Origin of the sequence: Methylomonas sp. MED-D (assembly GCF_050276835.1) — a bacterium.
Taxonomy (GTDB): domain Bacteria; phylum Pseudomonadota; class Gammaproteobacteria; order Methylococcales; family Methylomonadaceae; genus Methylomonas; species Methylomonas koyamae_A.
This window is the reverse complement of the sequence record NZ_CP189965.1, coordinates 2,777,951-2,798,366: the sequence shown is the minus strand read 5'-3', so window position 1 is coordinate 2,798,366 and position 20,416 is coordinate 2,777,951. Positions and strand designations below refer to the sequence as shown.

Below are 20,416 nucleotides of genomic sequence, written 5' to 3'. Positions count from 1 at the left end.
CCATTTATCGGCCACGAGGTGCCAATTGCTAAACTGACAAGCATCGCCGGCTAATTGTTTACAGCTTGAACATTGCACTAAGCCGGTTGTGACCTCGTATTCTATGTTCAAAACATGTTCCGCACGGCTTAGCGCCGCTGCCATGGTTGTCGCATCCTGACTGCACTACCCGAGGAGTTCATTGATGATGCTGGGATCGTTTTCGCCAATGACTGCCAAGTAATCTAGTAGCTTCTGACGATCACTGGCTGATAGCTCTACTTTCAGCTTGATGCTCTTTTTGTCTGACGGAACCTGCGGAACCTCTGTTATTAAATTAAAACAGGCTAAAAATTGCGTTTCAGGTAAAATCCGCAGTCCAAATCCGGCGCGATCCCGCCGCCGGCAATCTCTGCTATTCTGACATTTCCCTCTTGTTATCAAATGGATATGAGTTTTTTTGCTCGCGTGATTTTTTTAGCGCTTTGCCTGTATTCCGTGGTCGGCCGAGCTGCCGATGTCGGCAATGCCGGCTTTCTGATTTTGAATTACCACGACATTCTGGAAGAGGAAGAGCGAGTGCCGCCGTTCGACAGGATCGCGGTCAACAAAACCCATCTGGAAGACCACTTCGCCTGGCTGAAAAAGAACAACTACCATGTCATCAGCATTCAGGATTTAGTGGATGCCCAGCACGGTGAGAAGGCGCTGCCCAGCAAGGCGGTGATTCTGACCTTCGACGACGGCTATTTGAGTTTTTATACCCGAGCCTTGCCCTTGTTGAAAAAGTACAAGTATCCGGCGACGTTGGCGGTGGTCGGTTCGTGGTTGGATCAAAAAGCCTCGCACAACAATATTCCGCTGATGAGCGCGGCCCAGGTTCGCGAAGTGATGGCCAGCGGTTTGGTCGAGATCGCTTCGCATAGCTACGACCTGCATCATGGCGTGGTCGCCAATCCGCAAGGTAGTGAAGAAAGCGCCGTCACGTCCAGACTTTACAGTAGCGAATACGAAGAGTACGAAAAAGACGAGGATTATCGAAAACGCCTGTTTCAGGAGCTTAATAAGAGTTCGGAGCGACTGTTGCAGGTATTGGGTCAGCGGCCCCGTGTGATGGTATGGCCCTACGGCGAATACAACACTATCGCGCTGGAAGCCGCCAAAATGGCCGGCATGTCATTGACGATGGGTTTGGACGACGGGGTGAACACGCTGGCCAACGTTCGCGCGATGAAACGGATGATGTTGGCTGACGATCCCAATGTTCAACAATTCGCGGAAATCGTCACCAAAAAACGCGTGGGGAGAGAGTTGCGGGTCGCGCATGTAGACATGGACTATATCTACGACGACGACGAGGAGCAGACCGCCAAAAACTTGAGCGCGTTGGTCGAACGGATCGCGCAGAGCGGCGCCAATACTGTTTATCTACAAGCCTATTCCGATCCCGATGGCGACGGCAACGCCGATAAATTGTATTTCCCGAATCGGCACCTGCCGGTACGCCGGGATATGTTTAATTACGTGGCGTTTCAATTGCGTAAGCGTGCCGGCGTCAAGGTCTACGCCTGGATGCCGATCATGGCCTACAAGGCCGACGTGCCGTTGAAGTGGTATGTTAAGGAGTGGCGGGACGGCGAGCCGCAGTTATCTCGGCACGTCTACACCCGCTTGTCGCCGTTCAACCCGGAAGCTCGCCAATTCGTCGGCGAAATTTACGAGGACTTGGCCAAGCATTGCGATTTCAACGGTATTTTGTTTCATGACGACGGCATTCTGTCCGATTTCGAGGATGCGTCGCCCCAGGCATTGGAGTTTGCCCGCGACGTTTGGGGATTGCCGGCCGAATTCGACAAACTCCACGCTTCCAGCGAACTGCGTCTCCGCTGGGCGCAACACAAGACCGAGTTGATCGGCCAGTTCACCGACTATTTGACCGATCGAGTGCGCTTTTACCGCCCCTATATTTCGACCGCGCGCAATTTTTATTCGCTGCCTTTGTTGAAGCCGTATAGCGAGGAGTGGTATGCCCAATCGTTTCCGGCCTTTATGAAGCATTACGACTATGTGGCGATCGAGGCGATGCCGTTCATGGAAGATGCCGAGAATCCCAAGCAATGGTTGACGGAATTGGTGCAGAAAACCGCGCAAGTGCCTGGCGGCTTAGACAAAATGGTGTTCGAACTGCAAACGGTGAATTGGAAAAAACAGCAGGACATCCCGATGGCGGTATTCGGCGAACAATTTCAGATTCTGAAAAAAAACGGCGCCAAGCACATCGGCTATTACCCGGATAACCTGTATCACGACCAGCCCAAGTTGGAAGAATTGAAGAAGTATTTTCCGGTCGCCAGGAAGGAATAAGCCCTTATGGATGACATCATGTCTCAACCGTGGTTCGAACAGCTGATTGACTGGAAACTGCTGTTGCAGGAACGTTTGCAAGACTTACCTTGGGAGCACATCGACGAATGGTTGTCGCGCTTCGTATTTTACTATCCGTTGCTGATGGCCTACGTCTGGATGCTGGGCGGCATCCTGTATTACTGGCGTTGGGAACGCAAGCGCGGTAGCGTTTGGTCGGACGTTCCGGATTTGGCCGAATACCCGCCGGTGTCGATTCTGATCCCTTGTTACAACGAGGGCGAGAACGTCCGCGAGACCATCGAATATGTGCTGCACCAGAAGTACCCGAACTTCGAAATCATCGCGATTAACGACGGCAGCAAGGACAATACCTTGGAAATTCTGCACGAGTTGGCCGACCAACATCCTAAGCTGCGGGTCGTGAATCTGGCCAGCAACCAAGGCAAGGCCGTGGGTTTGCGCACCGCGGCCTTGTTGGCCAACAGCGAAATCCTGATCGGCATCGACGGCGACGCGCTATTGGCGCCTAACGCCACCGCCTGGATCGTCAGGCATTTTTTGGAAGATCCGAACGTCGGCGCGGTGACCGGCAATCCCCGCATCCGTAATCGCTCGACACTGCTGGGCAAGATTCAGGTCGGCGAATTTTCGGCGATCGTCGGCATGATCAAGCGCGCGCAGCGCTCTTACGGACATATCTTTACGATTTCCGGCGTGATAGCGGGCTTTCGCAAGTCCGCGTTGCACGATGTCGGCTATTGGAGTCCGGACATGGTGACCGAGGACATCGACATCAGTTGGAAGTTGCAACTGGCCGGCTGGATGATACGCTTCGAGCCGAATGCCTTATGCTGGGTGCTGATGCCGGAGACCTTGAAGGGCTTGTGGAAACAGCGTAGCCGCTGGGCGCAAGGCGGCGTCGAGGTGATGCTGCGCTATTTTCGCTCGCTGTTTAACTGGCGCAGCCGCGGTATGTGGCCTTTATACCTGGAATGCTGCATTAGTCTGAGCTGGGCGTTTTTGGTCGTGGGCATGTTGGCTTGGGTGCCCTGGCAATGGATTTCCGCCCAGCAGCCGGCCGAGGCTCTGGAGGACCTGTCGCCGCATTGGACCAGCATGCTGTTGTGCGTGACCTGCCTGATCCAATTTGGGGTGAGTCTGGCGATCGATGCGCGCTATGAGCGCCAGAACGGCCAGTCCGCGCAGCATTACTACTGGATGATTTGGTATCCGATCGTGTATTGGTTGATCAATGTCGGCACGACCATCAACGGCTGCATCAGCGCATTGCGTAAGAAGCGCGGCCAACGAGCGGTCTGGGTCACCTTGGACAGAGGTTTGCGGCGCAAATGAAGGATATCATCATCAATCAGCCGCACCTGCAAAGCGTGCGGCAGAAGTTTGGTTCGGCGCTGCTGGCGCTCGCGAGTTGGCTGTTGTGGCTATATTTCTTGACACCCTTATTCACGCTTGGGGCCTGGCTGATGGGTTTGAAGAGTCTGTCCGACGAAATCCGCTGGTTCGGCGGCTACAAAACCCTGTTGGAGCTGATGCAGCTCTATGCCGAAATTATATTGGTCATAGCGCTGCTTTGGTTGGTGTGGACGGTCTATCTGGCTTGGCTACGTGCGCATCGTCCGCCGCATCGGCCGCCGCCGGTGACTGACTCGCAGTTGGCCACCGCCTTCAAAGTCGACGTCGAGCTGTTGAGCAAAGCGCGTACGGGTAATAAGTTGACCGTGCATTTCGACGACCACGCCGTCATTACCCGGATCAACAACGGTCCTTGAATCGACCAGCCGGCGCGGGTGGCTTTTGTCCGGACAGGGCTTGATGCTACACTGTAAAGACCCGTTTTTAAGGATCAATGACCATGCAGCTTGCAATCTCGGCGCTAGGCAACAAGGCTAGCGGCTTCATCGTGGAAATTTTATCGGCATTGAGTGCCTGTCAGTGCACGGTGATCGAGTTGCGTACCGCTAATCTGACCCAACTGAGTTCCGCCTATTTATTGATATCCGGCAACTGGAATCATATCGCCAAATTGGAAGGCATGCTGGATGCCGTCAAGCTGCGTTTCAACCTGCAAATCAGTTATCTGAGGCCCGAGGACGGCAAATTGGATATTGAGGGCGTGCCTTATACGCTGGAAACCATTTCAGTGGATAAGGACGATGTGTTGTTCGCGGTCAGTGCGTTTTTGATGGAGCGGGGCATCACGATCGAGGAAGTGAGTGCCAGCCGCCATCAAGCGCCGTTCTTCAACAATCCGGTTCTATCCAGCCGTTTCGTGCTGCTGGTTCCGCCGGACGTGCGGATTCTGTCGTTGCGGGAAGAGTTTTTGGATTTCTGCGACACCTTGAATATCGATGCGATTTTGGAACCTATCAAAAGGTAACGTGATGACTCTTTCTATTGGCGCCCCTGTTCCTGATTTTGAAATTGCCGCCACCGGCGATAAAACCATTCGTCTCGGCGACTACCGGGGTAGGAAACTGGTTTTGTATTTCTATCCCAAAGACAATACGCCGGGCTGCACTCAGGAAGGTATTGCGTTTCGCGATAATATAGACCGCTTCTCTCAATTGAATGCGGTGATCTTCGGGATTTCCCGCGACAGCGTTAAAGTACACGAAGGCTTTAAAGCCAAGCAACAATTTCCGTTCGATCTGCTGGCCGACCAGGACGAGGTGCTTTGTCGTTTGTTCGATGTGATCAAGACCAAGAATATGTACGGCAAACAAGTATTAGGCATCGAACGCAGCACCTTCGTCATCGACGAAAACGGGGTATTGCTGAAGGAATGGCGTAAGGTGCAGGTCAAAACGCATATCCCGGCAGTCTTGGCCTATTTGGAAAGTCTGGCCTGATTCCCCGGTCGAGCTGGCCCTCCCTAGGTGTTTAAGGAATCGCTAGGGAAGTCCCCGTTGGGTTAATTCGCGCGATTGCCGCCCAAAAAGCGATCTGCCGCCGCTTAGTTGGAACGCCCGATACCCGATAGGTTTTCCGGCCTGATTTCAACTTCTTACGAGCGCTAGGCCGCGCCCGCTCTAGCGTTCGTTCCATTGCCCGTCCTAGCTCGCGGCCCGCTTAAGATTGTTTAATCGGGTGGTTTTGGCGATAATGCCGTGACATATTAATCATTTGGACACCAAACATGAACGAAATGCTGACCTCCGGAATTGAAGTCATGTTGATTGGCATGGGCATGGTTTACGCATTTTTGGCCATGCTGATCGTCGCGATCAGCTTAATGTCGGCGTTTATCCAACGCTATTTTCCGGAACTGCCGGCTCAGTATCCGGATGCTCCGGTCGCTCAAAGCGGTGACAAAGCCGTGGTTGCCGCCATTGCGGCGGCGGTACATCAATACCGCAAGAAACATCGAAAAGCATAAGCCTTGCCCAAAAGGCATCGATATACGACCCAAAAAAGTCATTAGGAGATAGAGAGTGGAAAAGGTTATCAAGCCCCTGGGAATCACCGAGGTGGTGTTGCGAGACGCCCATCAGTCGATTCTGGCAACCCGGTTGCGTATCGAGGATATGCTGCCGATCTGCGAGCAGTTGGATCAAATCGGCTACTGGTCGCTCGAGTCTTGGGGTGGCGCCACTTTCGACGCTTGCGTGCGCTATTTGGGCGAAGATCCTTGGGAGCGTTTGCGCTTGCTCAAAAAAGCCATGCCGAACACGCCGCAACAGATGTTGTTTCGCGGCCAGAATATTCTAGGCTATCGGCACTATGCCGACGATGTAGTCGATAAATTTGTCGAGCGTTGCGTCGTAAACGGTATCGATGTGTTCCGGATATTCGACGCGATGAACGACATGCGTAATATCGAACGCGCCGTCAAAGCCGTTCTAAATACCGATGCTCACGCCCAGGGCACGATTTCGTATACCACCAGTCCGGTGCATACCATTAAAAAGTGGGTCGAACTGGGCAAACAGATCGAGGACATGGGTGCCCATTCGATCTGCATCAAGGACATGGCGGGTTTACTAACACCTTACGACGCCTACGAATTGGTCAGCAAATTGAAACGGGCCGTGGCCATTCCTATTCATATGCAATGCCACGCCACCACCGGCCTGAGTGTCGGGACCTATATCAAGGCCATCGAGGCCGGCGTCGATAACGTCGATACCGCGATCTCGTCGCTGAGCATGACTTACGGTCACAGCCCCACCGAAACGGTCGTGGCGATGATGGCTGGTCAAAAGCGCGATACCGGCCTGGATTTGGTCAAGCTGGAACGTATCGCCGATTATTTCAGGGAAGTCCGTAAAAAATACGCGCAATTCGAAGGTAGTTTGAAAGGCGTGGACGGCCGCATCCTGATTTCGCAGGTACCCGGCGGCATGCTGACCAATATGGAAAGTCAATTGAAGGAGCAGGGTGCTTCCGATCGTTTCGACGAGGTACTGCTCGAGATTCCCAAGGTTCGCAAGGATCTCGGTTACATCCCCTTGGTAACGCCAACCTCGCAAATTGTCGGTACTCAGGCCGTGTTGAACGTGCTGTCCGGCGAACGTTACAAAACCATCAGCAAGGAAACCGCCGGGGTATTGAAAGGCGAGTACGGCGCGACGCCGGCGCCTGTCGATAAGGCATTACAGGCCAGAGTGTTGAATGGCGGTGAGCCGATCACGTGCCGGCCCGCCGATTTGCTGGAGTCGGAAATGGACAAACTGATCGCCGAAGTTAAAGCCAAGGCGGCGGCCGAAAATGTCAAATTGGCCGAGAATGTCGAGGAAGATGCGTTGATCGACGGTTTGTTCGCTCAAGTTGGTTGGAAGTTCATTCAAAACCGAGGCAACCCGGCCGCGTTCGAACCCGTTCCGGGCGCGGAGTCCACCGTCGTTGCCGCCGCGCCGACACCGGCGCCGGTTTGCTCCGAAAGCCCGACTGAGAGTTACACCGTCAACGTGGACGGCAAGAATTTCCACGTGGTGGTAGCTCCGGGCGGCGGCGCGGCCGAGATCGTTGTACAGCCGATTGCCAGCAAATTGGTCATCGACGAAAGCGGACCCATGTTGGCGGCTACCGCGCCCATCGTCAGCGGCAAGGGCGTGGTCGAGTCGCCGCTGGCCGGCGTCGTATTGCGAGTTAATGTCAACGTCGGTTCGCATTTGTCGGAAGGCGACGTGGTGTTGATCATGGAAGCCATGAAAATGGAAACCGAGATTCGCGCCAAGGTGGCCGGCATCGTTAGCGCCGTCAACGTCAGGCAGGGCGACTCGGTGGCGGTCGGCGACATCCTGGTCACGTTGTAAATATTCGTCAGGCCTTTAGCGAACCAATCAAGAGCTCCATGGAAAATATCAGACTATTGTGGGAAAACACCGGCATCTATAACGCGACCGGATCGCAGGTCGCTATGATGGCGGTCGGATTTCTATTGCTGTATTTGGCCATTAAAAAAGGGTTTGAACCCTTGTTGTTGCTGCCTATCGGTTTCGGCGCGGTACTGAGCAATATTCCAGCCGCCGGCATGATAGACGAGGGCGGTATCTTGTACTACATGTATTACGGCATTAAAGCCGGCGTGTTTCCGTTGTTGATCTTCATGGGTGTCGGTGCGATGACTGACTTCGGCCCGATGCTGGCCAATCCCAAAACCTTATTTCTGGGGGCCGCCGCTCAATTCGGCATCTTCGCCACATTGTTCGGCGCGTTGGCTTTGAATGCGGTCCCAGGCATGCAATTCAGCTTGCGGGAAGCCGCCGCGATCGCGATTATCGGCGGCGCCGACGGTCCGACCGCGATTTACGTAGCGTCTAAATTGGCGCCGGAATTACTCGGTGCCATCGCGGTCGCCGCCTATTCCTACATGGCGCTGGTGCCGTTGATTCAACCGCCGATCATGCGTGCGCTGACCAGTGAAGCCGAACGCCGGATCGAAATGCAGCAATTGCGTAACGTCGGCAAGACCGAAAAAATTGTGTTCCCTTTGATGCTACTGGTGTTAACTGCCTTCCTGCTGCCGTCGGCCGCGCCGCTGGTCGGAATGTTTTGTCTCGGTAACCTGATGAATGCCTCGGGTGTCGTCGATCGCTTGAGCAAGACTGCCCAGAACGAATTGATTAATATCGTCACGATCTTTTTAGGTTTGTCGGTCGGATCCAAACTCAGCGCCGAAGCCTTTTTGAAAGTCCAGACCTTGGGCATCCTGGGTTTGGGGGCGATCGCGTTCGCGATCGGTACCGCCAGCGGCGTCATCATGGCCAAGATCATGAACCGATTCAGCAGTACGCCAATCAATCCGCTGATTGGCGCCGCGGGGGTATCGGCGGTGCCGATGGCGGCCAGGGTAGCCAACAAAATCGGTTTGGAAAGCAACCCGCACAATTTCCTGCTAATGCATGCGATGGGGCCGAACGTGGCTGGCGTGATTGGTTCTGCGGTTGCGGCCGGTGTGTTGTTGAGTTTGGTGCGTTGATAGTCTGACCAATTTTATGACAGCCGAAGCCGAGGCTCGAAAGGCGAGTGTTCTTTGGCTAACCTCAAGCTACCCGCGCTACCAAAACGATAGTGCATCGGTTTTTCTACGCTACTTGGCCGAAGCGCTTGCCAAACAAAATTTCGATATTCGGGTGTTAGCACCCGATCATCCGGATCAATGTTCATACGACTCCGCCGTTTCCCTCCAGCATTTTCGTTACAGTTTCAATCGACGTAAACAGGCGCTGGCGTACGGTTCTGGCATATTGCCAAATCTGCGAGTTAGACCGACGCTGATTTTTCAGGTGCCTGGATTCATCGCGGCGATGTTTTTCCGCGCCGCCAGAGAAATCGTCCGTGATAAACCCACGTTGCTTCATGCCCATTGGATTTTTCCGCAAGGCACACTGGCTGTGTTGTTAGGCAAACTGTTTAAGATCCCGGTGTTAGTCACCGCGCATGGTGCGGATGCGTTCGGATTAACTGGGCCTGGGCTGGCGGCGATAAAGCGCTGGACCGTCCAGCAGGCATCGGCTTGGACTAGCAATACCCAGGCGACGGCCGGAGCAGTGGCTTGCAAGCATCGCGGTGCGGTTATTTTACCGATGGGCATACCCTTCGACTGCTTCGCGGCGGTTTCTAAACCGATAGTGACCGATAAAAGTCATCCCGAAAAATACGTGGTGTTGTTTATCGGTCGCTTAGTCGAAAAGAAGGGCGTGGCCGATTTAATCATGGCGTGCGCCCGGCTGCCAAATGACTTGCACCAGCGAGTCGAGCTAAGGATTATTGGTGATGGCGAGGAACGGCAAGCGCTCGAAATGCAAGCCCTACGCTTGGGCATCTCGCACCGTGTGACATTTCTCGGACGAATCGCGAACCACGAGTTACCGGACCACTACGCAAATGCCGATATATTTGTTGCCCCGTCGATAGTCGATTCGAGCGGCGATACCGAAGGGCAGGGCGTTATATTGCTGGAAGCCATGGCGGCTGGGGTACCTGTGGTCAGCACCAGAACCGGCGGTATCGGCGAAGTGATCGAACACGCCGTGAACGGTATTTTGGTTGAGCCTAATTGTCCGGAACAATTGGCCGAAGCCCTGACGACCTTGATTCAAGATCGGCAATATCGTCAACGATTGAGTGACGCGGGGAAAATCACCGCGAGTAAATACGATTGGAAAGCGGTTTCCGAGACGTTTGCGACGGTTTACCAGAAACTCATTCCGATTGTAAGTATGGATGCGGTTAGTTAGCCCTCGCCAAGAAAACTTGGGCGATTTTCAAACTATTAGCGACCACTTGATGCATGTCGTAATAAATATATTGGCCGCAACGGCCGATAAAGGTCATATGCTTCAGTTGTTCCGCTTTAGCTTTATAGCGCTTATATAACTGTTGCGGCTCGCCGGATACCGTCTTAACCGGATAATAGCGCTCGAAACGATTGTCCTCGTCGCGGCACGGCATTTCCTTGGTCAGCAACACCTGTTCGGCGCCTAAATTACAACCAGGATATAAACGCCAGTCGGTTTGCCGGGTATAACGTCCGTCATCGGTAAAATTTATGGTGGGTGTCGGTTGATGATGTTTCGCTACCAATTGATGCTCAAACTTGATGGACCGATAAGGCAAGCGCCCGAAACATTCATCGAAATAAACATCGATCGGCATCGAATTGAATACGTGGAAATACTCGTGTTCCATAGCTTTATCGAATTCGCAATTTAAAACAATGGAAATCGCCGGGTGGTCCAATAGCTTTTTGAACAGGCCGATATAACCATCCGCCGGCATAGCCTGAATACTATCGTTAAAGTAATCTGCGTTGTCGTCATAGCGTATCGGCAAACGTTTCAACACTTCGGCCGGTAATTCCGTTAAATCCAAATCCCACATCTTACGTGTGTAACGGCCGAAAAATAACTCGGTTAAATCCGGCCCGAATACGTTTTCCGCTACTTGTCGCGCGTTACTTGGGTTTTCATAGGGAATCCGCAACGAGTTTAAAAACGCTCTGACCGCGCCTTCATTCGCGAAATTTTGCGAATAAACACGGTTAATGGTGGTTCGATTAATAGGCAAAGGCACATAACCTACGTCATCGACCCAGGCTTGAACCTGATGTCGATAAGGTAGCCACTCGGTAAATCGCGACAGATAATCGAAAATCCGCTGGTCGTTGGTATGAAAAATATGCGGACCGTATTGGTGAACGCGTAAACTCAAGTCCGGACTAATCGGGTCATACGCATTGCCGGCAATATGGTCGCGTCGGTCAATCACTTTCACGTTAAACCGCCCGCTATCGGCCAACTGCCGTGCAATCACAGCGCCGGCAAACCCGGCGCCAACGATGAGAATATCCGCTATCATGAGTTAATCCATTCGATAAGGCGACGAGCTTGGTCTGCCCAACTCGGAATCGTCAGGCGAACTGTATAGCCGGAGTCCAATAAATAACAAGCCTTGTTGCAGAAGTCGGCCAGATCATCCTGTGTATATAAACATTCCGGGTGATCGCGAAAGGTTTGCCCAACCGCGCCGACATTCGTGGCTAAAATCGGCGTTTCGGTGGCGAGAATCTCGTAGGTCTTTTGCGGAAAGGCATATCGGCCGAACTCGCTATCGCGCAGACAAATTATTGCCAAATCAATCGCGCCATAAAAGCCGTTAATTTGACGATGCGGCAATAGACCTAAATAGTGAACGCGCGGATGATTGGGGATAGGGCAGCTAAGGTCAGTTGGTCCGGCCAACACTAAATGAACCGAACCGTCGTTATCGGCTAATTGCAAAAAACCGGCGTAGAGCAAATCGACACCGCGATTTCTGTCCAGCGAACCGGCCAAGCCAATTAGTTTTGCATGAGTAGGCAAATGAAGTTGTTGCCTGCATAAAGCTTTATCCTGTGGAAAAAAATCATTGCCAGCGATCGTGCTTTCCAACGTGATGACGTTGCGATGCTGGTAACGTTGCCGAATATAATCGGCAAGCGGTTCGCTGACACAACTAATGCCTTCGGCGTTTCTTATCGCCAGACGATATAAAGGCAAAAGTCCCGGTAATTTTGCCAGCCCGAAACTCTCATAATTATCGTAAAGATCGAGATAATAGGGTATCTTAAAAAGTTGGGCGAATAGAGCGGTTATAACGGCATGAAGACAGTCAGAGCTACCCAATAAAATATCCGGTTTAAATTGCTTAATAAGCAAAAATGTGTTGGCAAAGTATCTCGGCAAACCGGGGGCTATTAACCTGCCGGCATCGAAGCTATGCCACTCTAAAGAACTCGAATTATTTTTTATATGTATAAAATGACCGGAAGTACAACGATGGTAGCCAAGACAAATTCCCCGGATATCGTGCCCGCTTAATGCTAATGCTTTTGGCAGTTCATAAAGCCTAGCATAACGGTCGTCAATGACGTCGTTTTGCATATAGTGGCGCTTACATAAGAAAACAATTCTCATTTAAATTGAGAAATATATTTTCCAGCAAAAAAAATACAGCGATAAATAATAAATGCTGTGTTTTTAATTTTGCTGTTTTTAATGACGCGTGATCCGTTTTCTGTTAAGAGAATAGCAAAGCTAGAAAATAGCATAAATATATTTAACTGATTGCCAACTGCGATAGAAGGCCTAATAATCGATTTTAATAACGCTAACGAAAACTTAGTGGCGGACAAATTGGTGTCTATGACATAATGTATTGTGTTATCGCCAAATGCTGAATAGCTTAGTTGACCATAATTATGATCATAAATTACCAAATAATTGTTATCGGGAATAATATCTGGTTTAAAGTGTGTGGCCGTGGTTGGGATGTAAGCCTGGGAAGGCCATTTTCCTCGAATATCATTTTTAAAATCAGTAATGGCTGATTCAACAGAATAAGAATAATCGACAATCCCCATGTAGTGGTAAAATTCCTGCAGTTCTTCGTAAATTGCTAAAAGCTTGGCTAGGGCAGTTTTAGATTTTGAGTATTTGTTGAAAAAATATAGCTTGTTCCTGACTCTGTAGTAAACACGCCATACATTGGATGGCTTGTAACCATTGAAATGATGCCAAACAACAGAATTTGTGTTGCAGAGTATCATTTTGCCGAAGGACTTTATTCGTGTTGACCATTCTATGTCATCCCAGAAGATAAACATCTCCGGATCGATTTTTCCATAAAGTTTGACATCGGTCATCCTGGCGAGCATGGAGCAAGCAGCGCAGTAATCAACCTCGATAGCGCCGGATGTCGATTTATCTAAATGCCTGGGTTTGCCATGATTGTTTAATGTAATGTTGGCCTTTTTCCAGTTAATATTGCCACCGCATTCTTGTACAATGTCGCTGCCGACTATTAATATTTGTGAACCGCAGATGCTGGCATCTGGAGTGCTTTCCAAAGTATTGACCAAATACAATAATGCATCTTTATCGACGATTACATCGTTATCCAGTAGCCAGCAATAGGTATACTCGTTATCTTGTGCGTATTGCAAGCCTATATTAAAGCCGCCGGCTCCTCCGGTGTTTTCTGGGTTGCTTATGACAATGGTGTCTGGAAAATATTCCGCGATAGCGTCGCTTGTTTGGTCGGTAGAGCAGTTATCGACCACGACCACGTCGTAATTTGGATAACTAAGAAGTTGTAATGACTTTAACAGCTCTAAAACGAATGTTTTTTTATTCCATGTTACTATGACAATTGCAACTTTAGAGGTCTGCATAAGTGTTATTTAAAACTCGCTGATAGATTTTTAAATGTGCCGCCAAGAATAGCTCTTTGGTGTAGCGTGCTTTTACTTTTTGCAGGCCGGCAGTACGCCATGCCTCTAATAGTTTAGGATTATTAACGGCATAATGTAAGCCATCGACTAAGCCTTGTACATCACCGGTTTTCACTAACCAGCCAGTTTTGTTGTGTTCAATAACTTCTGGGACGCCACCTGTTGCAAAAGCAATGGCTGGTGTTCCGCAAGCCATGGTTTCAATGGCCACACAACCGAAAGAATCGGCAAGTGTTGGATATAAAAATATATTAGCAGCTGCGTAATATTGCGCTAATAATTGATCGTTATAAATATATCCGGTAACTTTTACGTCAAGGTCTTGAAAAAAGTGTTTTTGATGTCGCTCCAGCTTCCCTACGGCGATGATAAACGGATGGATGCCGCTCTGCTTTAGTGCTGTAATAGCTAAATGATTACCTTTATGGTGGTCGGATAAGCTAGTTGCTGATAGCAATACAATAAATCTATCGAGCGGTAAGCCTAAAATTCTTCTAACAGAGTTTTTATCTAATGGTTTATAAATATCTAAGTCAACGTAATTAGGAATAATGATAGGATCGACTTTAAATTTCACTACTCGTTTGGCTTGCTCCGCTAACCAACGGGAAGGCATTATAGGTATAACAGGTAGTTGGTTTAATAAGTTTAGCTTATAGCGTTGCATATAGCCGGTTAAGTCAATGGATGTTCCCAACGGCAATTTATCAAGTTGTGGGCAATGTTTGCATCCTGAATATAAAGCATTGCAATCCATGGGGGCGATACAACCGCCAGTAAACGGAGAGCAATCGTGGAACGTCCAAATAACCGGCTTACGTTTAGCCAGCCACTTTAAGGAAATGGGCGAAAAGGTGAAGGAGATATCGTGAAAGTGATATAGCAAGTAACTAGTGCGTTTTCTCAGTAAATGGATCAATAACTCGGGAGTAAGAAAATCTGGTAAGCCAATTACTCTGGAAAATATGGCGAATGTGCCTTGAAGTAAGGATAGCCATTGACCGCCGTGTAATTTGAAGGTATACCAATCGGCATTTACGCCGGGACGTCCAACCCAGTGATGAGCTTCGTCGTCCTGAGAATTATTTAGCAATTGCGTTAAGCCTGCGGCGATTCGGCTGGCCCCTCCGCCTGTAGCGTCGGATTTGCTAATGACAGCAATATACATATTATTATTTAGTGAGGCGGTGTTTTATATATCTCCATATCATTATCAGTGCGTAATAAAATTTGGTTAATGAATGGGGGGTCAAATCACTCTGAATAAATTCTAAAGCTGCGCTTGGTCTTACAAATGCAGCGCGTAGACAAGCTGTTGTCCATCTAAACTCTAGTTCTTGTCTTAAGGTTTTTTTTGAATATATCTGTGTTTCTAAATTCGCATTTTCAATCTTATGTAACCAACGCGAACAATCCATAAGTGATGGAATGTTAGTTAGGGTAAAGAAATTGGGATTTGCCATAAAACTGTGACACATAAATTCTTTTTCATTTGGGTATAAATCTAGTTTCGTTAATTGATGTTTACGAATGGCATTGGCCTTTTGAAACTGTCTATCTAAATATTCAACGCGTTCTATAGTTGGATGTATACGGTAACGTAGTAAAGTTTCTTTTATGTTCGAAAAAATGATGTTTTTGTCTTCAGCCAATCTGCACCATAAATCGTAATCCTCGGCAGGTGTGGTTTCTATTCGATAGCCATTAGTTGATTCTAAGACTGTGTGTTTTCGGAACATTACAGTGGGATGAAAAAAGCTTGTATCAAATAGTAGTCTAGGCAGTATATTTTCGTGATTGGAAGGTGTTTTTACTATGCGCCATAAAAATTCGTAAATCCTATAGTAAGAACCAATTACATCAATTTCAGGGTTGTTTTTAAGAAAGTTCCATTGTTTTTCAAGGCGATCTGTTGTGGAAATGTCATCAGCATCCATTCTTGCAATCAATGGCGCCTTTGAGCGTGCTAAACCAATATTCAATGATGATGCTATGCCTATATTATTTTTGTTATGGATGGCTTGTATTCTATGGTCTAAATTTGCATATTTTTTTATTATTTCAAATGTGTTGTCTGTTGATCCATCATCAATTATCAAAAACTCGAAATCTATAAAACTTTGTTTAAGTATGCTTTCAATTGATTCGGGCAAATATTCTGCGCCGTTGTAGACAGGCATTATCACTGAAATTAACGGAGGACTCATAATCTGATCCAAGTTACCGGTATCATGTCATTTGTTTGTAAAGTATTATCACGAAACCAATGCTGTGGGGCAATAACAGTTTTTTCCGGATTTTGGTTGAGCCATGCTCCCCACCAGCTAAATGAACTGTTAGCGATAATATTATGTTTGCACTGGCTCATTAGAAATATTTCATCGCAATCAGAAAACTCATTATCAAGTTCGATAAACGTAGCAGGTTCGTTAATTGATAAATTGTCTTTAGCCCAAGTTAAGTCATCACTGAAAATGAAAAAATTAGGCTGTTTAATATCCATCATTACCCGAGACATGGCTTTTCGATAATAAGAAATATCACAAGCCCCATGTATGCTGTTGGTTGTTTTATTGGTTATATAGTCCCCGCGCCTGATATGCAAACTTATCGACGAACACGAAAATAATATCTCTAGATATTTTTTAGTTTTTTCCTGAATAGACGATTTCAACGTAAACTGGTCCAATAGTTCATTTCTATAGTTGTGAAAATAACGCTCACTCTGCCAATAACCATCAAAATAAATGTCACCATTCTGATTGAAGACATTTGGGTCAAATTCCATGCTTGATTCTTTATAGTAAGAAGATGCCAAAGGTCTCGGTTTGTGTTGTAGTTTTCTTGTTAATCTCTCTAGAGTGCCTTCATGCTTAAACTTTAGTTGATCTATTTCTTTAAATGAGGCAGTTATATTTTTAATATTGTATCGGTTTAATGTGTATTTCCGCAAAGGGTATGTTTTAAAACTGCTGATATCTAATTTAAATGATGTGTTTCGGATTCTGCTCTGTGCATATATAAAAGCATACTGAAACATTTGGTTTCCAAGGCCTCCGATAATGTTCTGCATGATCATGAGAGTATTTATAAAATAACTAGTAGTTTATGATGCACATTCCACAATGCACTTGGTATCTTTTTTTTGTATTGCCGCGCTATAATGTTATTTTAAGCTAAATTTAGCTTAAATATATAACGTATTATTCTACCGCAGCGTTGATTTTAGACTCCAGTTTTCCCAAACAAATGGATATTCATACGTGCAGACGTGGGTATGTGAAAGTTTTTTTTGGATGAGTTTCTTCTTTTCTTCAGCATTTGGTATAAAGTCATGAAATTGGATTTGCAAGTTTTGAATTTTTTCAACTAACTCAGAATTGAGGATGCGTTCAAGTAGTTGATATTCTGCTCCTTCAATATTAATTTTCATTATTGCGACGGACTCAATATTGTTTTCTTTGAAGAAATCAACTACATCTACAATATCTATTTGTGCGCATTCATTAGCTTTTTTGAGTAATGAAGATGCGTTTTGCTCCATCGAAATCATACCTATTCTATTCTCATCAGACAAAGCTGTGACGAACACGGAAATATCTAAGTTGTGAGTAAATCGTTTTTTAATAATTTCCGCAAACTGTTCAACAGGTTCAATGATATAGATTCTACATCGATGCATCGCATATATATCGCTCGCCCATTGGCCTTTATAGCCACCTACATCTAGGACTAGTGAGTCTCTGCTAATTCCTTCATATTGCAAGCGATGTGTTTCATTTCCCCGATCTTGATTCCAAAGTGCGACGTTTTTTTCAAGATCGCTTTGATAAACTTTATCTCCAAGTTTCATAGCAATAACTGCTATAAGTCGTAGTGCCTGTCTGAAAGTTAGCCTTACTCTCCATAAATATTTAGTTAACATCATTAGTTAAAATTTTTTTGTGAGATAAGAAACTCTAGAGAGCTTACTTATTTTTTCAGGGAATATTGTTTGTGTTCTTTTTGTGGGTGATGTTTTTTTTTGCTTAAATTTGCTTGTAAGCATCGAAAACAAATTATATCTATGAAGTACCATATTTCTTGCTACATCAATATGCCCTATTGATTTTTCATATAATTCGCTGTCGATAATCTCGCTGATTTTAGGCCAATCTCCTAGTTGTATCCTAAAAAATGATTCTTTTGGAAAATACTTTTCCAAATTAGGGCAGCCCCAATAAATAGGATATGCTCGACCAAGAAATGCATCGGTAAGTTTTTCTGTGAAATAGTCATTAATATCACTATTTTCCATGACTAAATGGTACTTATATGGAGCAATTGAGTCCCATTTGTCAGGGACTTCGTTAAAGCCACGACCAAAGATGTCTATCTTATTACCATGCTTTTCTGCCAAGTTTTCTATAAAAGATAATCTTTGTCTTTGCCCTTTTGTAATAGTTTTTGTAGAGCATATAACAGATAACAATTTTTGTTTGACAATATTGTTTGTAGAAGAGTTAAGAGTGTCAAAATCTAATAATGTCTCGTATTTTCCGTGTAGCTGTCTGATACCTACCATCCATGGCAATGATTGCTGCTCAATGAGATTGTTTGGATGATCAATGGTGTTGTCACAGGATATCACCAATGAGAATTGATTTAGGAAATTTGAGCTATAGTGCTTAATATCAGGCGGTTCGGATGCAATAAAAATTATATTGTCATTTGGACATATTGCTGTTTCTGGCTTTAATAAACCGTCGTAAACAACCCAATAATCGCAATCTATAATCGCGTCATCATTTACGTAGAATTTATAACCATCCCATTCACCACGCCACCCGGGTGTCTGACGTAATAGAGGCCAAGCTGGAAACGAAGTTGTTAGTTTGACTTTAGTCACTTTGAGGCAACCACATTAAGCGAAATAGGCCGTCTATTAATGGTTGCAAAGGATGCATCACTATTAGGATATTCTGTCATCTTTTCGCGGTCGAACATTTTTACATCAGAAAATCCAGCATCCTTCAAATACCGTAGCAAAGTTTCGAATGAATAGCCATAATAGTGGTAATCATATTGATTAATCTGGCCGCCAAAAATTACGTCGCAAGCTAAATCAACACGCGACTGCACATCCGGGCTACCGCGATAGCTGGGTAACCCTTCTAAATATATCTTGCATAAAACCTCCATATCCGGTACACAAATATACGCTTTGCCGTCTTGGGATAATACCCTGTGCCACTCCTTGAGCACTAAGGATATTCGTCCTCTAGGAATATGTTCAAATACATGCGAAGTGTAAATATTGTCAACTGTGCAGTCTTGGAGATGGATCTTCTCCACCCCGGCTACAATGTCACATTTGGAAGCAGGATTTCCGTCGATATTGAGATAATTTTGAATAATTAGACTTCCTGCACCAAGATGCAAGCCCTTAAAGCGTTTGCCAATTCTCTTATATACCCCGCAATGATATGCAAATGAATTAATCATTTTTCTAAATGGGTAAGCTAACATTATCCAATTAAGCCAGGGGAACATGTAAATTATTTTATTAATGAGTGTTTTTACACTTCTCATAACTTTTCTACTAGCCATTTTTCAGGCATTAGTATGTGTGAATTAAAGGTTTCATTTATATGCGTTTGATTAAAATTATTCGGCTGCAATACATTTATCTCTTTTATTATGTGGCTCTTATTTAAATAATCTTTAACTCCATACTTGCTGGCGTGCAAAAGAACTTGATAGGTGCCTGGAAATATTAAATTAGGCGGGACCTTTAACGTAACCGAGTATCTACCTAATTCGATATATTCATAGGTTGGCTCCCAATCTGCCAAAAAAGACCTAAATACCACGTCTCCGGTAGGAAGTTTAAAGTATATGCCGAGTCTAAATGCGCTTACCGTCTTCAAAAGTTCAAAGTTTACGTTTACGTTAAATGATTGTCCTCCATCAATATGGTCAACTCGTACTCCAGTTTGTTGTACGTAAAACTCATGGATAATCAATTCATCTTTTTGCAAAGGAAGCAAGACTTTAATAGTATTGCCTTCCTTCAAATACTCGAGTGTCACCTTAGATACATCTCCCATGGCGAGATTACTCCCATTACCAAGCAACATGGCTTTACTACACAGAGCACTAATTGCCGCCATATTATGGCTTACGAACAAAACCGTTTTTCCCTCTTTGCCGATGGCGCTCATTTTTCCCATACATTTCTTCTGAAATTGCAAATCCCCTACAGCCAGCACTTCATCTACAATTAGGGTATTCGGCTCCAAGTGCGCTGCGACGGCAAAAGCTAGTCTGACATACATACCCGAGGAATAATGCTTGACCGGCGTATCCAAAAATTTTTCTACTTCCGCGAAATCAACGATTTCGTCGAATTTTCTTTGAATCTCGTGCTTGCGCATGCCTAATATCGCGCCGTTTAAGAATATATTTTCTCTACCAGTTAATTCAGGATGAAATCCTGTGCCGACTTCCAGCAAGCTTGATACGCGGCCATTAATGGTAATTCTTCCGGTGCTGGGGTGGGTTATGCGGCCTAGTATTTTTAATAGAGTTGATTTGCCTGCACCGTTTCGGCCGATTATCCCGACCCGGTCGCCATGTTCTATTTCAAAATTAATATCCTTGAGTGCCCAGAATTCTTCGGTGTTTTCGAAATTAGTATCGCTTTGTAATGGGTGTAATAAATTTTTAGTTAGATTTCTAAAGCGCCTACTTAGAGATTCTCCCAGGCTGTTATAATGATAACGGCTTTGCTGCTGATGCTTAATAATGTATTTTTTGCCGAGATTTTCGACTTTAATTGCGCAACTCATTAAA

Annotated in this window: 19 protein-coding genes; 9 read left to right on the top strand and 10 right to left on the bottom strand. The window is 46.5% G+C overall.

Features of this window, described 5'->3' with window-relative positions; genetic code table 11:
• Nucleotides 1–429: 429 nt before the first annotated feature.
• The 9 genes from pgaB (at nucleotide 430) to ACQE3E_RS12295 (ending at nucleotide 10,049) form a co-directional block, all read left to right on the top strand.
• Nucleotides 430–2,343: a poly-beta-1,6-N-acetyl-D-glucosamine N-deacetylase PgaB gene (pgaB, locus tag ACQE3E_RS12335; protein ID WP_313730219.1), complete on the top strand. Its 1,914-nt coding sequence runs from the start codon at nucleotides 430–432 to the stop codon at nucleotides 2,341–2,343.
• An 18-nt stretch (nucleotides 2,344–2,361) separates the two neighbouring features.
• The gene (pgaC, locus tag ACQE3E_RS12330; protein WP_313730220.1) at nucleotides 2,362–3,699 is read left to right on the top strand and encodes a poly-beta-1,6-N-acetyl-D-glucosamine synthase; all 1,338 of its coding nucleotides are present in this window, start codon (nucleotides 2,362–2,364) and stop codon (nucleotides 3,697–3,699) included.
• Nucleotides 3,696–4,136, top strand: coding sequence for a poly-beta-1,6-N-acetyl-D-glucosamine biosynthesis protein PgaD (gene pgaD / locus ACQE3E_RS12325; protein ID WP_313730221.1), 441 nt, complete (start codon nucleotides 3,696–3,698; stop codon nucleotides 4,134–4,136). Before pgaC ends, pgaD begins: the two co-directional genes overlap by 4 nt.
• Before the next feature lie 83 nt (nucleotides 4,137–4,219).
• Nucleotides 4,220–4,744 carry a glycine cleavage system protein R gene (locus ACQE3E_RS12320; RefSeq protein WP_071157051.1) on the top strand — a complete coding sequence of 175 codons (525 nt, stop codon included), beginning with the start codon at nucleotides 4,220–4,222 and terminating at the stop codon, nucleotides 4,742–4,744.
• A 4-nt stretch (nucleotides 4,745–4,748) separates the two neighbouring features.
• Nucleotides 4,749–5,216: a peroxiredoxin gene (locus ACQE3E_RS12315; RefSeq protein ID WP_313730222.1), complete on the top strand. Its 468-nt coding sequence runs from the start codon at nucleotides 4,749–4,751 to the stop codon at nucleotides 5,214–5,216.
• A 287-nt stretch (nucleotides 5,217–5,503) separates the two neighbouring features.
• A complete protein-coding gene (locus ACQE3E_RS12310; RefSeq protein WP_064029716.1) occupies nucleotides 5,504–5,743 on the top strand; it encodes an OadG family protein in 240 nt (79 codons plus the stop codon).
• A 55-nt stretch (nucleotides 5,744–5,798) separates the two neighbouring features.
• Nucleotides 5,799–7,622: a sodium-extruding oxaloacetate decarboxylase subunit alpha gene (gene oadA, locus ACQE3E_RS12305; RefSeq protein ID WP_427500589.1), complete on the top strand. Its 1,824-nt coding sequence runs from the start codon at nucleotides 5,799–5,801 to the stop codon at nucleotides 7,620–7,622.
• Between the two features lie 38 nt (nucleotides 7,623–7,660).
• Nucleotides 7,661–8,788 (top strand): sodium ion-translocating decarboxylase subunit beta, encoded by a 1,128-nt coding sequence (locus ACQE3E_RS12300; RefSeq protein WP_071156663.1) that lies wholly within the window; start codon nucleotides 7,661–7,663, stop codon nucleotides 8,786–8,788.
• 16 nt (nucleotides 8,789–8,804) lie between these two features.
• Nucleotides 8,805–10,049 (top strand): glycosyltransferase, encoded by a 1,245-nt coding sequence (locus tag ACQE3E_RS12295; protein WP_427500588.1) that lies wholly within the window; start codon nucleotides 8,805–8,807, stop codon nucleotides 10,047–10,049.
• On the opposite strand, the gene ACQE3E_RS12290 is transcribed toward ACQE3E_RS12295, so the two are convergent.
• The 10 genes from ACQE3E_RS12290 to ACQE3E_RS12245 all read right to left on the bottom strand — a co-directional run bounded on the left by ACQE3E_RS12290 (nucleotide 10,042) and on the right by ACQE3E_RS12245 (nucleotide 20,412).
• A complete protein-coding gene (locus ACQE3E_RS12290) occupies nucleotides 10,042–11,169 on the bottom strand; it encodes an FAD-dependent oxidoreductase (protein WP_427500587.1) in 1,128 nt (375 codons plus the stop codon). The genes ACQE3E_RS12295 and ACQE3E_RS12290 overlap by 8 nt on opposite strands.
• A complete protein-coding gene (locus tag ACQE3E_RS12285; protein WP_427500586.1) occupies nucleotides 11,166–12,233 on the bottom strand; it encodes a glycosyltransferase in 1,068 nt (355 codons plus the stop codon). Before ACQE3E_RS12285 ends, ACQE3E_RS12290 begins: the two co-directional genes overlap by 4 nt.
• Nucleotides 12,234–12,262: 29 nt before the next feature.
• Nucleotides 12,263–13,522, bottom strand: a complete 1,260-nt coding sequence (locus tag ACQE3E_RS12280) for a glycosyltransferase family 2 protein (RefSeq protein WP_313730228.1) — start codon at nucleotides 13,520–13,522, stop codon at nucleotides 12,263–12,265.
• A complete protein-coding gene (locus ACQE3E_RS12275; RefSeq protein WP_313730229.1) occupies nucleotides 13,509–14,750 on the bottom strand; it encodes a glycosyltransferase in 1,242 nt (413 codons plus the stop codon). Before ACQE3E_RS12275 ends, ACQE3E_RS12280 begins: the two co-directional genes overlap by 14 nt.
• 4 nt (nucleotides 14,751–14,754) lie before the next feature.
• The gene (locus tag ACQE3E_RS12270; RefSeq protein WP_313730230.1) at nucleotides 14,755–15,789 is read right to left on the bottom strand and encodes a glycosyltransferase family 2 protein; all 1,035 of its coding nucleotides are present in this window, start codon (nucleotides 15,787–15,789) and stop codon (nucleotides 14,755–14,757) included.
• On the bottom strand, nucleotides 15,786–16,655 hold the full coding sequence (locus ACQE3E_RS12265; RefSeq protein ID WP_427500585.1) for an alpha-1,2-fucosyltransferase: 870 nt from the start codon (nucleotides 16,653–16,655) through the stop codon (nucleotides 15,786–15,788). Before ACQE3E_RS12265 ends, ACQE3E_RS12270 begins: the two co-directional genes overlap by 4 nt.
• A 135-nt stretch (nucleotides 16,656–16,790) precedes the next feature.
• Entirely contained in the window at nucleotides 16,791–17,435 is a 645-nt protein-coding gene (locus tag ACQE3E_RS12260; protein WP_313730232.1) for an FkbM family methyltransferase, read from the bottom strand.
• A gap of 78 nt (nucleotides 17,436–17,513) precedes the next feature.
• On the bottom strand, nucleotides 17,514–18,470 hold the full coding sequence (locus tag ACQE3E_RS12255; protein ID WP_313730233.1) for a glycosyltransferase family 10 domain-containing protein: 957 nt from the start codon (nucleotides 18,468–18,470) through the stop codon (nucleotides 17,514–17,516).
• Nucleotides 18,467–19,153, bottom strand: coding sequence for a class I SAM-dependent methyltransferase (locus ACQE3E_RS12250; protein WP_313730234.1), 687 nt, complete (start codon nucleotides 19,151–19,153; stop codon nucleotides 18,467–18,469). The genes ACQE3E_RS12255 and ACQE3E_RS12250 overlap by 4 nt, the downstream gene beginning before the upstream one ends.
• On the bottom strand, nucleotides 19,150–20,412 hold the full coding sequence (locus ACQE3E_RS12245) for a polysaccharide ABC transporter ATP-binding protein (RefSeq protein ID WP_313730235.1): 1,263 nt from the start codon (nucleotides 20,410–20,412) through the stop codon (nucleotides 19,150–19,152). Before ACQE3E_RS12245 ends, ACQE3E_RS12250 begins: the two co-directional genes overlap by 4 nt.
• Nucleotides 20,413–20,416: the final 4 nt, after the last annotated feature.

What these genes read in the sequence shown, in the direction of transcription:
- ACQE3E_RS12265 (WP_427500585.1), bottom strand. Translation starts at nt 16,655, where the DNA reads ATGCAGAACATTATCGGAGGCCTTGGAAACCAAATGTTTCAGTATGCT.
- ACQE3E_RS12300 (WP_071156663.1), top strand. Translation starts at nt 7,661, where the DNA reads ATGGAAAATATCAGACTATTGTGGGAAAACACCGGCATCTATAACGCG.
- ACQE3E_RS12250 (WP_313730234.1), bottom strand. Translation starts at nt 19,153, where the DNA reads ATGAGAAGTGTAAAAACACTCATTAATAAAATAATTTACATGTTCCCC.
- ACQE3E_RS12270 (WP_313730230.1), bottom strand. Translation starts at nt 15,789, where the DNA reads ATGAGTCCTCCGTTAATTTCAGTGATAATGCCTGTCTACAACGGCGCA.
- ACQE3E_RS12245 (WP_313730235.1), bottom strand. Translation starts at nt 20,412, where the DNA reads ATGAGTTGCGCAATTAAAGTCGAAAATCTCGGCAAAAAATACATTATT.
- ACQE3E_RS12275 (WP_313730229.1), bottom strand. Translation starts at nt 14,750, where the DNA reads ATGTATATTGCTGTCATTAGCAAATCCGACGCTACAGGCGGAGGGGCC.
- ACQE3E_RS12320 (WP_071157051.1), top strand. Translation starts at nt 4,220, where the DNA reads ATGCAGCTTGCAATCTCGGCGCTAGGCAACAAGGCTAGCGGCTTCATC.
- pgaD (WP_313730221.1), top strand. Translation starts at nt 3,696, where the DNA reads ATGAAGGATATCATCATCAATCAGCCGCACCTGCAAAGCGTGCGGCAG.
- ACQE3E_RS12280 (WP_313730228.1), bottom strand. Translation starts at nt 13,522, where the DNA reads ATGCAGACCTCTAAAGTTGCAATTGTCATAGTAACATGGAATAAAAAA.
- pgaC (WP_313730220.1), top strand. Translation starts at nt 2,362, where the DNA reads ATGTCTCAACCGTGGTTCGAACAGCTGATTGACTGGAAACTGCTGTTG.
- ACQE3E_RS12315 (WP_313730222.1), top strand. Translation starts at nt 4,749, where the DNA reads ATGACTCTTTCTATTGGCGCCCCTGTTCCTGATTTTGAAATTGCCGCC.
- ACQE3E_RS12260 (WP_313730232.1), bottom strand. Translation starts at nt 17,435, where the DNA reads ATGAAACTTGGAGATAAAGTTTATCAAAGCGATCTTGAAAAAAACGTC.
- ACQE3E_RS12295 (WP_427500588.1), top strand. Translation starts at nt 8,805, where the DNA reads ATGACAGCCGAAGCCGAGGCTCGAAAGGCGAGTGTTCTTTGGCTAACC.
- ACQE3E_RS12310 (WP_064029716.1), top strand. Translation starts at nt 5,504, where the DNA reads ATGAACGAAATGCTGACCTCCGGAATTGAAGTCATGTTGATTGGCATG.
- ACQE3E_RS12285 (WP_427500586.1), bottom strand. Translation starts at nt 12,233, where the DNA reads ATGCAAAACGACGTCATTGACGACCGTTATGCTAGGCTTTATGAACTG.
- ACQE3E_RS12290 (WP_427500587.1), bottom strand. Translation starts at nt 11,169, where the DNA reads ATGATAGCGGATATTCTCATCGTTGGCGCCGGGTTTGCCGGCGCTGTG.
- pgaB (WP_313730219.1), top strand. Translation starts at nt 430, where the DNA reads ATGAGTTTTTTTGCTCGCGTGATTTTTTTAGCGCTTTGCCTGTATTCC.